Raw genomic sequence first — 13,124 nt, 5'->3', positions numbered from 1 at the left:
TGTGTATCAATGACCCGCGCTTTGCCCACCGTCGACATGAAGAATCTCGCCGGTGACAAACCCAGCGCGTTCCAGGTAGACGATCGCCTGGGCGATGTCACTCACCTCACCCATGTGCCCGACCGGGTGCAATTGCCCCAGCGCCGCGTGGGTTTCTGCGCCGTGCATCGGCGTCTTGATGATCCCTGGGCTCACCGCGTTCACCCGGATGCCACGCTTGGCGTACTCGATCGCCAGGGACTTGGTCGCTGAATTCAGGCCGCCTTTGGTGAGGTTCGCGAGCACCGACGGCACGCCGTCTATCGCGTGGTCCGCCAGGCTGGTGGTGACGTTGACGATATGGCCGGCGTGGTTCTTTTCCATCTCGGCAATGGCGAGTTGGGTGATGTAGAAGAAGCCGTTGAGGTTCACCGCGAGCACATTGGCGTAGTCCTCCTGGGTGTAGGCCGTGAACGGCTTGGCGATGAAGATACCGGCGTTGTTGATCAGGCTATCGATGCGCCCGAAGGTGGCCAGGGTTTCGCGAATGACGCGCTGGGCGGTGGCCGGGTCGGCGATGTCGCCGGCGACGGTGAGGATGTCCGGGTCAGTGGAAGGCTGGATCGAGCGCGACGTGGCGACTACGCGGTAGTTGAGGGCGCGGTAAGCCTGGACCACGGCGGCGCCGATACCTTGGGACGCGCCGGTGATGATGACAACTTTTTTCATGAGGGTTCTCCAGTAGGGATTCAGGCTTGGGATTTGCGGTATTCGGTGGTGGTGATGCCGGCGTAGCCCCAGTTATCGGTATCGACTTCTTCGATGACGATGTGGGTCAGGTCCGGGCGTTTGTGCAGGACGCGTTCGAGGGTTTCGGTGAACTCGGCGATGACCTGGGCTTTTTGCTCCGGGGTAACGCCGTCACGGGTGATGCGCAGGCTGACAAAGGGCATGGCGATAACTCCAGTGGCCGGCCATCGGGGTGATGGGCGGGCAGTGGGGCCAATTTAGGCGTGCGTCGCAGAGTGATAAAGGTGGGGCCGGGTACTTCATTCGTACTGCGGTGTAACAAGACGCGGTGGAATGCCAGGCATAAAAAAACCCCGAACCAGTCGGGGTTTTTTATCGCCTGGATATCAGGCGCGACGCCGGATCAATTAGAAAACGTTGATCGGGTAGTCGGCGAACAGACGGATTTCGTTACCGCCTACGTTGTACTGGTCAGCGTTGTTGGAGACGCGCAACCAAGAGGCACGAGCACGCAGGCTCAGGTCTTTGGCTGGACCGCTCTGAACCACATATTTGAACTGGTTCCAGATTTCACGCTCGGTGCCATCGCCACGGTTGGTACCGTCGTCGATGTTGGTACCGCGAACGTAGGCAACGTTGTAGGTCAGGCCTGGTACGCCGAAGGTGGCGAAATCGATGCCGTAGCCCAGTTGCCAAGAACGCTCGTCCTTGCCGTTGAAGTCGGACCAGTAGGAGTTGGCCAGCAAGATGGTGTTACCGCCATCGCCGATACCGCCGGCATTGCGATAGCCGCCGTACAGGTAGCCGGTGTCGCCGGTGCTGCGCTGGTGAGCGACGGTGAAGCTGTGCGGGCCAACAGCCCACGTGGCGCCCAGGCTCCAGATTTTGTTGTCACGCGCGTTTTCGTCTTTCTGGTTTTCCAGCGCGAAGCTCTTGTCCAGCTTGGTTTTGTAGCCGTTGAAGTCAAAAGTCAGCGACTGCTTCTCTGGCAGGGCTAGCACGTAGTTGACGTTGACGTATTGCTTCTTCAGCACGTCCTGCATGTCGGAGGCGTACAGCGCAGCCGACAGGCTCTCGGTGAATTTGTAGCTACCACCGATGTAGTCGATGCTTTTCAGGCGACCGCTGTCGGTGCCTTCCATGCTCTTACGGGCTTCTTTGGTGAAGTGACCCGCGTCCAGTTGCAGACCGGCGATCTCTTTGGAAACGATCGAGGTACCGGTGTAGGTTTCCGACAACAGGCGGGAGTTGTCGTACTGCAACACAGGCACGGCCGGGAACTGATCACCGTACTTGAGCACGGTGTTGGAAACGCGGAACTTCACGGCAGCGCCGCCCTTGGCCAGGTCGTGTGGTGCTGAGCCAGGGTTGTTCGAGCCGTCAGGGTTGGTGGTGCCATTGCCCTGTTTGAAGAAGTCGATACCGCCAGCGCCGGCACGGCCTTTACCGCCGTCCAGACGAATAGCGTATTGGCCGATCACGTCCACGCCCACACCGACGGTGCCTTGGGTGAAACCGGATTCGAGCTTACCGATGAAGCCTTGGCCCCATTCGGCTTTATCTTGCTTGCCGTTTTTGTAGTCACGGCTGATGTAGGCGTTACGTGCGGCGATGTTCAGGTGGCTGTCTTCGATAAAACCCTTGGACTGGTCCTGGTCGTTTGCCATTGCTGTCGATGCGCTCAAAATCCCCAGAGCGATCAGACTCATCCGTTGCTTCAACATTTTTTTGTATTCCTTATTTCTGGTTGAGTACGCGCTATGACACCAGGCTCCGTAATGCTTTTTCTGGTGTCGACTGATTCCGGAAAAAAGAAGGCCCGCGGACGACTTAACAGGCCGCGGGCCTTCTTTATTGGATGAGTCATGGCGGTTAGCCACAGGCGTTGGGCGCAATCCTAGTCGCGCCCGGAACTATGTGTCAATTTCGCGAATCGTCTGTATTTAGGCGAAATAATTCTAAGGAAGCGCCTACAGCGGTCCTGTAAGCGACAAAAAACCGCATTCAAAACGGCAAAAAACACATTCCGTAACACATTTCAAAGCCGATACTTTTGGTAATAGATAACGCGCGCAAATGCAAAGCATTACCATTAACGCGCAATTTCCTCCCAAACAATTCGGATACATTTCTCCATGCCTGCCCCTCGCCTGACGCCCATCACCCTTGGGCTTTCTGTTCTGCTGTCTGCCGGTTTTGCCTGTGCGGCCACGACTTTGCCCGAAACGTCGATCAGCGCCGAAGCTGACGAAGACGATCCGCGCGTCAAGGAAACCAGCACCGCCACTCGCACCGCCACACCCGTGCGTTATGTGCCCCAGGCCATCGACTCGGTAAAGACCGAAAGCCTGCGGTCCTATGGCACCAATGACCTGGGCCAGGCGTTGAGCGGCATCCCTAACGTCAGCAGCGGCGCCGACACGCGCTTCGATAGCTTGCGCATCCGCGGTTTCGACGCGAGCAACGACTTCTATCTGGATGGCATTCGCGACGACAGCCAATATGTGCGCGACCTGCACAACATCGAGCGCATCGAAGTGCTCAAGGGGCCAGCAGCCGTGCTTTACGGGCGAGGCGGTCAGGGAGGGATCGTCAACCGCGTGAGCAAGCTGCCGATGGCCGGGCATAAATCGAGTATCGAAGCTCAGGGCGGCAGTAACGACTTGCGCAGTCTGTACGCCGACCTCAGCACCGACCCCACCGATAACATCAGCCTGCGCCTGAACATGGGCAACCAGGACAACAACAGCTTCCGCGACGGCGTCAGCGGCAATCGCCAGTTGTTCGCACCGTCCATGAGCTGGCAGCTCACGCCGGACCTGAACTGGCTGGTGCAATACGAATACAGCCGCTACAACCGCACGCCCGACCGTGGCATTCCCGGCGTCAACGGTCGTCCGGCGGACGTAAGCCGCAGTACCACTTACTTTGATAACCGCGACTACATCGACGACAAATCCCAGTCGCTGCGCTCCAAGCTGGCCTATGAACTCAACGACAACTGGCAATTGCGCCAGACGCTCGGTGTGTTCAAGCTCGACAGTGATTTCGACAATACCTACCAAACCGCCTACGTGCCGGCGAACAACAGCGTCACGCGCCAGCGCTGGCAGCAAGACCTCACCACCCTCAATATCTTCAACAACGTCGAGCTCGAAGGTGGCTTCAGCACCTACGGCCTGGAACACCGCCTGCTGACCGGCCTCGAACTGGGCAGCCAGCGCCGCGATCCGAAGCTGTACACCGCCACTGCCGTCAGCCGAGGCGGCCAGGCCGTGCCGAGCCTGGACCTCAACCAGCCCAACCGCAACCTCAGCCACACCGGGCGCATGAGCGTGTCGAGCAACAACCACACCGAAGTCGAAAGCCGCGCACTTTACGTACAGGACCAACTGCGCCTGAATGATCAGTGGCAAGTCCTGGCTGGCCTGCGCTATGACCGCTTCGAAGTCGACACCAAGAACAAGTTGCTCAACACCCAGCAGGCTGTCAAAAGCCACAGCACCAGCCCGCGGTTCGGCCTGGTGTGGACGCCACTGGAGCACCACTCGTTCTACGCGTCGTGGAGCAAGACGTTTTCCCCAGCGGGGGGCGGCTTGATCGGTATCACCCCGAATGCTGCCGGCAGCGTCAACGACTTGAGCCCCGAGCTGACCAAGCAGAAGGAAATCGGGGTCAAGAGCGACTGGCTCGGCGACCGCCTGAGCACCACCCTGGCGGTGTACGAGCTGGAACTCTACAACCGCCGCACCAGCGACCCGCTGGACCGCACCATCACCCTGCTCAGCGGCTTGCAGCGCTCACGCGGTGTGGAGCTGACCGCCACCGGCAAACTCGTCGGCAATTGGTATGTACGCGGCGGTGTCGGCCTGCAGGATGCCAAGGTCGAGAAGGACAACAACGGCTTCGAAGGCAAGCGCGTCAGCGATGTGGCCAAGCGCAATGCCAGCCTGTTCATCACCTGGAAGCCGGAAATGGGCTGGTACGCAGAAACCGGCCTGACGCTGGTGGGCGACCGCTATGCCGACAGCCTCAACACCGTGGTGTTGCCGGGTTATGGCCGTTGGGATGCGCTGGCCGGGTTCCGTCAGAAGGAATGGGACGTGAGGGCGGCGCTGAACAATATCGCGGATAAAAACTACTACGCATCGGCGACCAGTGTGGCGCAGATTCAGCCGGGAGAGCCGCGTAGCCTGGTGGTGACAGGTACCTACAGCTTCTAGAACCACACGGTATTCAAATGTGGGAGCAGGTCGCGCCGTCGCTCCCACACTTTGATCTCAGTATTCTTTAGTTCTTCAACACGTCGCACAGCGCGTGCACTTCATCCTCACTGAACAACCCCGCCGGGTAACGTTCACTCATCACGCTGCGCAAGTCAGGCGGTTGCCTGATCTGCCGCGAGCCGTTTTCCTTCAACCAGAGCGCCAGCGCATGGATCGCGTCGCCGTTGACCCGCAAAGGGTGGAACGTGCGCGTGTACATCAGGTTGATATCGGCATTCATTTCAGCGCTCTCTCCTACTGCGTGAGCGGCTAACTTACTCAAGGTTTATGACAGAACTGCGCAGTCATCGCCTTGGGCCACTGTCACAACGGCGATACAAGAGCTATGCCAATGTCTCGTGCCCATAGGCGTTTGGACACAAAAAAGCCCGCGACCTGTCTGGGTCGCGGGCTTGTTGTGGACGCCTGAACCGATCAGCGCCGGTTCGTCGTCATGGTGCTGTTACAACTGCACTCAATTTTTGTGCGGCGCTGGCTGCTGTTGGGTCAGGCAATGGATATTGCCGCCACCCAGTAACAGTTCGCGGCCCGGCACCATCACCACTTCATGCTGCGGGAACAGGTCCTGCAGGATGGCCTTGGCCTGGCTGTCCAGCGGGTCGTCGAAGCTAGGCGCGATGATGCCGCCGTTGACGATCAGGAAGTTGACGTAGGAACCGGCCAGCCGCACGGTCGGATTGCGCTCCTGGCTGCCGTCAACCGGGTCGACGCCCGCGCATTCTTCCTCGGTCGCGTACAGCGGGCCTGGGATCGGCATTTTATGCACTGTGAACGAGCGTCCCTGGGCGTCGGTGCTGCTTTGCAGCACGTCCATGGCTGCGTGGCAACGTGCGTAGTTCGGGTCTTGCGGGTCGTCGGTCCAGGCCAGCAGCACTTCGCCTGGGCGCACGTAGCAGCAGAAGTTATCCACATGGCCGTCGGTTTCGTCGTTGAACAGACCGTCCGGCAGCCAGATGATTTTATCCACAGCCAGATTGGCACTCAGCACGGCTTCGATCTCGGCACGACCGAGGTGTGGGTTGCGATTGCGGTTGAGCAGGCATTCTTCAGTGGTGATCAGGGTGCCTTCGCCGTCCACATGGATCGACCCGCCTTCCAGCACAAAGTCTTCGGTGCGATAGCGCGGTGCGCGTTCGATTTCGAGGATCTTGCCGCCGACCTGCGAGTCGCGGTTCCACGGCGAATACAAGCCGCCATCAAAACCGCCCCAGGCATTGAAGTCCCAGTTCACGCCGCGCACTTCGCCATTGTTGTTGATCACGAAGGTTGGGCCGGTGTCGCGCACCCAGGCGTCATCGCTGGACATCTCGACCACGCGGATATTCGGCACATCCAGGCGTGCGCGGGCATTTTCGTACTGGCCGGCGGAAACCGCCACGGTGACCGGTTCAAACCGAGCAATGGCCTTGGCCACCGCCACATGAGCGGCTTGCGCCGGTTTGCCACCCAGGCGCCAGTTGTCCGGGCGCTCAGGCCAGATCATCCAGGTCTGGGTCTGCGGCGCCCATTCGGCAGGCATGTGGAAGCCATCGGCGCGGGGGGTGCTGTGCAGGGTGGTCATGGCGATCAGGACTCCGAATGGGGGGAAGGCCGACTTTATAACGGATAAAAATCGGCTTTAGAAGCAACATAAGATGGTATCGGGTGAATATTACAATAGTTAGCCGATAACAATCGATCAATCACAGTTGCTCATCGAGCACCTTCGACAGCATGTCGACGAAAAAATCCACGCTACGCCGTGAGGTGACCATCGGCGGTTTGATCTTGAGAATGTTCAAATAATCACCCGTGGGCTGCATGAAAATCCCCAGCTCCCGCAGGCGATCACACAACAACGTGGTTTCTTCGGTGGCCGGTTCCAGGGTTTGCCGGTCGCGCACCAACTCCAGCCCGAGGTAAAAACCGGAACCATGGACGGCACCGACTAATGGATGACGATCAATCAGTTCCTCCAACCTTGCCTTGAAATGCCCGCCAACCACCTGGGCGTTTTCCCACAGATATTCCTCTTCCATTACATCCAGCACCGCCATGCCAATGCGGCAACTCACCGGGCTGCCTCCTGAGGACGAGAAGAAATACCCTTCAGCCTCCAGCGCCTCGGCGATTTCTCGCCGGGTAATCACCGCGCCCAGCGGCTGGCCATTGCCCATGCCCTTGGCCATGGTGATGATGTCGGGCACCACGCCCTGTTCTTCAAAGCCCCAGAAGAAATGCCCCATCCGGCCGTAACCCACTTGCACTTCATCGGCGATGCACACGCCGCCCTGGGCGCGGACAAGTCCGTACACCTCCTGCAAATAGCCCGGCGGCAACGAGATACCACCGGCATTGCCATACACCGGCTCGCAGATGAAACCCGCCAGTTGGCGTTTACTCGCGGCGATTTTCGCCAGGTTGTGTTCCACGCTTCGTACGTAATCCGGCGCACTGTCCTGCCCACGGAACTCGCCTCGATAAGTATTGGGCGCGGTCACCGGGTGTACCCAGTCCGGACGACTGCTCAATGCCTGAGGGTTATCGGCAATCGAGGTGGACACCGCGTCCGCCGCCACCGACCAACCGTGGTAAGCCTCCAGCACGCTGAGCATGTCGCGCCCGCCGCTGTAGGCCCAGGCCAGGCGGATCGCCAGGTCATTGGCCTCAGTGCCGCTGTTGACCAGGAATACCCGGTCCATGCCCTCAGGCGCCAGCGCCAGCAAGCGCTCGGAAAACTCGGCAATCGCCGCGTAGTGGAAACGCGAGTTGGTATTGAGCAACGACCACTGCCGCGCCGCCACCGCCGCCATCCGCGGGTGGCCGTGGCCCAACACTGCGACGTTGTTGAGCATGTCCAGGTAGGAACGGCCCTGCATATCGATCAGATGGTTGCGCCAGCCACGTTCGATGCGCGGCGGGTCGACGTAATAATGCTTTTGCGAACGGGCGAAACTGGCGTCGCGACGGGCCAGCAGGGCCTCGGGGTCCAGCTCGGGCTCGGCATCGCAGGCCAGCCCCAACAACGCGGCCGGCGATGGGCACAGCGTTTGCCAAGCCTGTGCCCGGGACGGCGTGCAGAACAACGGCGCAGGGCAGTCAAAACGGCATAGTTGCACGGTGAGCGGGCCTTCGACCTCACCGATCACCTGGCCCTTCAGCACCGCAGCACCTGGCTGAAGCTGTGCTTTAACGCCCCATAGCCGCACGCTTGCCTCGCTGCTGTGTACCTGCAGCTCACCGTGGGCGTCCCGTCGCACAACACCTGCAAACGGCGCTTCGACGGAGGTACCCAACGGCACGTGCAGTTCGACATGCAGCGGGAACGTCTCTGGCTCATTCGCGCTGTCGGGCTCGGTACGCGACAAACGGTATTGCCCATAACGACTCGCCGCCAGGCCATGCACCGCCGCTGCTTCCTGTAACAGGCGCTGATCAATGCCGGGTTGCTCCCAGTTTCCTGCCTCAAAATGCGGGCTGAGGACGCCCAGGTCGATCAACGCAAACTCGCGCCCCACCAACCCCGGCAACAAGGGCGCAAAACCCTGGCTGGCGATCGGTGCGGGCGCCTGACTGACACATCCCAGAATCGCCGCCTCCATCAACTCAAACGGCACTGACGTCGCCACGTGGAAGATTTCCCACTCATGCTCGGCGTTTTTCAGCAGGTAACTGTTATCCGGATCCAAGCGTTGCTGCTGCTCACTGCTCAACACCAGCACCGCCGCACGGGCGACGATCAGCGGCCACAGCGCCTGCAATTCTTCGTGCTGTAACGGCGTCACCGCATGGCACGCCTGGATCGCCGGCAAGATCGCAAAGGGATCGCCGTCGGCGTGGTGCAGCAATGCCGCACAAGTCACCGACAGATCGGCAATGCGCCAGGTGTGCACGAGGTCACCGAAATCGATCACGCCTTGAAGTTGCCAATGACGTTGAGCATCACGTTGCCACACCACGTTGTCGTCAGTGATGTCCATATGCACCGCTTGCCAAGGCAGGTGATCGGCCAGGGGTCGGATACGCTTTTCGACCTGCTCGGCCACTTGCTCCAGTGCCGGGCGGTGCGCAAGATTGTCCAGCGTCGCCAGCAGATGCTTGATCAAAGCCTGCGCGTGGCGCGGGTCCCATTGCAGCGTGCGGTCCAGGCCCGGATGCTCGAACCGCGCCAGCGCCTGACTCATGCGCCCACACAGGTCACCAAACCCGGCGATCACCCTGCGCCCCAGGTGAGGCAGATGGGTCAACGGCTGGCCATCGATATAGTCCAGCACCCGCACGTGCAGGGCCTGGCCGTCGAGGCTCAGGGTCAACAGCTCGTCCCCCGTCAAGGACTTGATGACCCTAGGTACGCGTATAGCCTGCAGGCTATTGAGTGCGGCGTGTTGGGCGTGCAGCTCTAACGCGGCGTAGTCACCCCGGCAGATTTTCAGAACAAACCGGCCGCGAGGGCTGTCGACTTTGTAGTTGAGGTCTTGTTGGCTGCCCAATGATTGCAAGGTGCCAGTGAGGCCGTAATGCTGCTCAAGCAGTTGAGCCGCCTGGTCGGGGCCTACTTGCGGGCAGGGTAGACTGGCGCGATGGATCAGGGTGGCGAGCAGCATGGGGTTGGCCTCGGCTTTTTTAGGCGTGTATATCGCCATTGTTCAGGGGGATTAGGCAACCCCTGAGGCATGCCAACCTGCCGGGCGTCACAACACAGGCTATGCTCGCTAATCGTCCGTCTAAGGAAAAGGGCCCCCGACATGCGCATTTTCATTACCGGTGGCGCCGGTTTTATCGGTTCTGCTTTGGTACGTCACTTGATCCAGTACACCGAGCACGAAGTGCTCAACCTGGACAAACTCACCTACGCTGGCAACCTGGAATCGTTGACCAGTATCGCGCCCAACAGCCGATACGAATTTGTCCAAGCCGATATCAACGACCAGCCCACCGTCAGCGCCGTACTGACGCGCTTTGAGCCCCAGGCGATCATGCACCTGGCTGCTGAATCCCATGTCGACCGTTCGATTGACGGTCCGTCGGACTTTATCCAAACCAATATCGTCGGCACCTACAGTCTGTTGGAAGCGGCACGGGGCTATTGGCAAACGCTCACCGATCCGGAAAAAAAGGCCTTCCGATTTCACCATATTTCTACGGACGAGGTGTACGGCGACCTGCATGGTGTAGACGACTTGTTCACCGAAACCACGCCCTACGCCCCCAGCTCGCCCTACTCCGCGAGTAAAGCTGCTTCCGATCACCTGGTTCGCGCCTGGCAGCGCACCTATGGCTTGCCGGTACTGCTGACCAACTGTTCGAACAACTACGGGCCATTCCACTTCCCCGAAAAACTTATCCCGCTGGTCATTCTCAATGCCCTCGCGGGCAAGCCATTGCCGGTCTATGGTGATGGCTTGCAGGTGCGCGACTGGCTGTTCGTCGAAGATCACGCCCGAGCCTTGCTCAAGGTGGTGGCAGAGGGCGTCGTGGGCGAAACCTACAACATCGGCGGCCACAACGAACAAAAGAACATCGACGTCGTGCGACAGATCTGCGCCTTGCTGGAAGAACTGGCGCCACGGCACCCAGCCGGTGTGCAGAAATACGCCGACTTGATCACGTTCGTCAAAGACCGCCCCGGCCATGATCTGCGCTATGCAATCGACGCCAGCAAAATAGAACGAGAGCTGGGCTGGGTGCCCGAGGAAACCTTTGAAACCGGACTGCGCAAGACCGTGCAGTGGTACCTCGATAACCTTGAATGGTGCCGCAGGGTCCAGGATGGGAGTTATCAGGGCCAACGATTGGGCAATACCGACATGAGGGATCTGATCGCATGATGAAAGGAATCGTATTGGCCGGCGGCTCCGGCACCCGTCTTCACCCCATTACCCTGGGCGTGTCCAAGCAACTATTGCCGGTGTATGACAAACCGATGATCTATTATCCGATCTCGGTGCTGATGTTGGCGGGTATCAAGGAAATCCTAGTGATTTCCACCCCGGCCGACCTGCCGCAATACCGCAACCTGCTGGGTGATGGCAGCCAGTTCGGCGTAACATTCAGCTACGCCGAGCAACCCTCGCCAGATGGCCTGGCGCAGGCCTTCCTGATTGGCGAGGCGTTCATTGGCAAAGACCCTGTGTGCCTGATACTCGGCGATAACATTTTCCACGGCCAAAGCTTCAGCGCGCAGCTGCACGCAGCAGTGAAGCGCGACAAGGGTGCCACGGTGTTTGGCTACTGGGTCAAAGACCCGGAGCGCTTTGGCGTGATCGACTTCGACAGCGAAGGGCGCGCGCTGTCCATTGAAGAAAAGCCGGCGGTGCCTAAATCAAGCTATGCCGTGACAGGCCTGTATTTCTATGACAACGACGTGATCAGCATCGCCAAGGCGGTCAAGCCCTCCACCCGTGGCGAGTTGGAGATCACCGACGTCAACAACGCCTACTTGCACCGGGGTGACCTGCACGTGGAACGCTTCGGCCGCGGCTTCGCCTGGTTGGATACCGGCACCCACGACAGCTTGCTGGACGCCTCGCAATACGTGCAGACCATCGAACGCCGCCAAGGGCTGAAAGTGGCATGCCTTGAAGAAATCGCCTACGGCAATGGCTGGATCGACCGCGACCATCTGCTCGAACGCGCCAAGTACTTCGGCAAGACCGGCTACGGCCAATACCTCTACTCACTGGCTGGAGACAATCAGTGAACGTCATTGAAACCTCATTGCGAGGTGTGCTGATCATCGAACCGAAAGTGTTTGGTGATGAGCGCGGTTTTTTCTACGAAAGCTTCAACGTCCGCGGTTTTGAAGAGGCCACTGGGCTAAAGCGCCAGTTTGTGCAGGACAACCACTCGCGCTCGCAAAAAGGCGTGCTGCGCGGCCTGCATTACCAACTTGAACATACCCAGGGCAAGCTGGTGCGCGTCACCGCAGGTGAGGTGTTGGACGTAGCCGTCGATATCCGCCGCAGCTCGCCGAGTTTCGGCCAGTGGGTAGGCGTACGTTTATCGGCACAGAACCACCGCCAGCTGTGGGTGCCGGAAGGTTTCGCCCATGGATTCGTAGTACTGAGTGAACACGCCGAATTCCTGTACAAAACCACTGACTACTACCAGCCCAGTGCCGAACGCTGCATCCTGTGGAATGACCCGACACTGGCCATCGACTGGGAGCTGGGGGAAGCGCCGCAGTTGTCCGCCAAGGACCAGGCAGGTAAATCCTTGATGGAAGCTGACGTGTTCCCATGAAGATCTTGATCACCGGCCAACACGGCCAAGTCTCCCGTGAGCTTCAGCAACGGTTCCAAGGCCTTGGCGAACTGATCGTCCTGGGCCGCGACCAGCTCGACCTGGCCAAACCCGAGCAGATCCGCCAGCAAGTCCGCGACCACCGTCCTGGCCTGATCATCAACGCGGCAGCCCACACTGCTGTCGATCTGGCCGAGAGCGAGCCAGACGCCGCCTTCGCCATCAACGCCACCGCCCCCGGCATCCTGGCCGAAGAGGCCAAAACCCTAGGCATCCCGCTGATCCACTATTCCACTGACTACGTGTTCGACGGCAGCAAGCCAGCCCCCTACACCGAAGCCGACACACCAAACCCGCTGGGCGTCTACGGCCAGAGCAAACTGGCCGGCGAGCAAGCGATAGCCGCCGCCGGTGGCCAATACCTGATCCTGCGCACCAGTTGGGTCTACTCCAGCCACGGTAAGAACTTCCTGCTGACCATGCAGCGCTTGCTGCAGGAGAAGCCACAACTGCGCATCGTGGCCGACCAGATCGGTGCGCCGACCTGGGCCGGCAGCATTGCCAACAGCACGCGCGCATTGATCGAGCGCTGGCAAGCCGGCGAACCGGGGGAATGGGGCATTTATCACCTGAGCGCCGCAGGCGAAACCTCATGGTTCGGTTTTGCCGAGGCCATTGGCGAGCACCTGCGCAAACAGGGAAAGGCCTGCGCCGAACTGGAGCCGATCCCTTCCAGCGCTTATCCAACGCCCGCCAAGCGCCCGCTGAACTCGCGTCTCGATTGCAGCCGTCTGCAGCAGCAATGGCACGTCAGCCTGCCCCACTGGCAAGACGCATTGCGCGAGTGTCTTGCAGAGCTGCACTAGGCATAATGCGCCTGTACCCACA

At 59.9% G+C, this 13,124-nt stretch carries 11 protein-coding genes; 5 read left to right on the top strand and 6 right to left on the bottom strand.

All coding sequences use genetic code 11. The features are described 5' to 3' along the window. Nucleotides 1–6 precede the first annotated feature (6 nt). The 3 genes from ACP7EW_RS19650 to ACP7EW_RS19640 all read right to left on the bottom strand — a co-directional run bounded on the left by ACP7EW_RS19650 (nucleotide 7) and on the right by ACP7EW_RS19640 (nucleotide 2,453). The gene (locus ACP7EW_RS19650; RefSeq protein WP_426219105.1) at nucleotides 7–708 is read right to left on the bottom strand and encodes an SDR family NAD(P)-dependent oxidoreductase; all 702 of its coding nucleotides are present in this window, start codon (nucleotides 706–708) and stop codon (nucleotides 7–9) included. Between the two features lie 20 nt (nucleotides 709–728). Then, nucleotides 729–932 (bottom strand): tautomerase family protein, encoded by a 204-nt coding sequence (locus ACP7EW_RS19645; RefSeq protein WP_016979078.1) that lies wholly within the window; start codon nucleotides 930–932, stop codon nucleotides 729–731. A 204-nt stretch (nucleotides 933–1,136) separates the two neighbouring features. After that, nucleotides 1,137–2,453, bottom strand: a complete 1,317-nt coding sequence (locus tag ACP7EW_RS19640; RefSeq protein ID WP_033898687.1) for an OprD family porin — start codon at nucleotides 2,451–2,453, stop codon at nucleotides 1,137–1,139. A gap of 411 nt (nucleotides 2,454–2,864) precedes the next feature. Here ACP7EW_RS19640 and ACP7EW_RS19635 point away from each other — a divergent pair, with 411 nt between their 5' ends. Then, complete coding sequence (locus tag ACP7EW_RS19635) at nucleotides 2,865–4,952, top strand: TonB-dependent receptor (protein ID WP_426219103.1); 2,088 nt, start codon at nucleotides 2,865–2,867, stop codon at nucleotides 4,950–4,952. Nucleotides 4,953–5,019: 67 nt separating this feature from the next. Here the strand turns inward: ACP7EW_RS19635 and ACP7EW_RS19630 are convergent, their stop codons facing one another. The 3 genes from ACP7EW_RS19630 to ACP7EW_RS19620 form a co-directional block, all read right to left on the bottom strand. Beyond that, the gene (locus ACP7EW_RS19630) at nucleotides 5,020–5,235 is read right to left on the bottom strand and encodes a hypothetical protein (RefSeq protein WP_133076520.1); all 216 of its coding nucleotides are present in this window, start codon (nucleotides 5,233–5,235) and stop codon (nucleotides 5,020–5,022) included. 234 nt (nucleotides 5,236–5,469) lie between these two features. Next, nucleotides 5,470–6,576: an agmatine deiminase gene (gene aguA / locus ACP7EW_RS19625; protein ID WP_426219101.1), complete on the bottom strand. Its 1,107-nt coding sequence runs from the start codon at nucleotides 6,574–6,576 to the stop codon at nucleotides 5,470–5,472. Between the two features lie 121 nt (nucleotides 6,577–6,697). Further along, a complete protein-coding gene (locus ACP7EW_RS19620) occupies nucleotides 6,698–9,598 on the bottom strand; it encodes an aminotransferase (protein ID WP_426219099.1) in 2,901 nt (966 codons plus the stop codon). 141 nt (nucleotides 9,599–9,739) lie between these two features. Between ACP7EW_RS19620 and rfbB the strand changes: the two genes are divergently transcribed. The 4 genes from rfbB to rfbD are packed head-to-tail and all read left to right on the top strand — an operon-like array spanning nucleotide 9,740 to nucleotide 13,102. Then, on the top strand, nucleotides 9,740–10,822 hold the full coding sequence (gene rfbB / locus ACP7EW_RS19615; protein WP_426219097.1) for a dTDP-glucose 4,6-dehydratase: 1,083 nt from the start codon (nucleotides 9,740–9,742) through the stop codon (nucleotides 10,820–10,822). Further along, nucleotides 10,819–11,694, top strand: coding sequence for a glucose-1-phosphate thymidylyltransferase RfbA (gene rfbA, locus ACP7EW_RS19610; protein ID WP_426219095.1), 876 nt, complete (start codon nucleotides 10,819–10,821; stop codon nucleotides 11,692–11,694). The genes rfbB and rfbA overlap by 4 nt, the downstream gene beginning before the upstream one ends. Further along, complete coding sequence (rfbC, locus tag ACP7EW_RS19605; protein ID WP_133076524.1) at nucleotides 11,691–12,236, top strand: dTDP-4-dehydrorhamnose 3,5-epimerase; 546 nt, start codon at nucleotides 11,691–11,693, stop codon at nucleotides 12,234–12,236. Before rfbA ends, rfbC begins: the two co-directional genes overlap by 4 nt. Then, nucleotides 12,233–13,102: a dTDP-4-dehydrorhamnose reductase gene (rfbD, locus tag ACP7EW_RS19600; RefSeq protein WP_426219093.1), complete on the top strand. Its 870-nt coding sequence runs from the start codon at nucleotides 12,233–12,235 to the stop codon at nucleotides 13,100–13,102. Before rfbC ends, rfbD begins: the two co-directional genes overlap by 4 nt. The last annotated feature ends 22 nt before the right edge of the window (nucleotides 13,103–13,124 follow it).

Source organism: Pseudomonas sp. DWRC2-2 (assembly GCF_049897885.1).
In the GTDB taxonomy this organism is placed as follows: Bacteria; Pseudomonadota; Gammaproteobacteria; order Pseudomonadales; family Pseudomonadaceae; genus Aquipseudomonas; species Aquipseudomonas azotoformans_A.
This window is presented reverse-complemented; position numbering and strand designations above follow the sequence as displayed.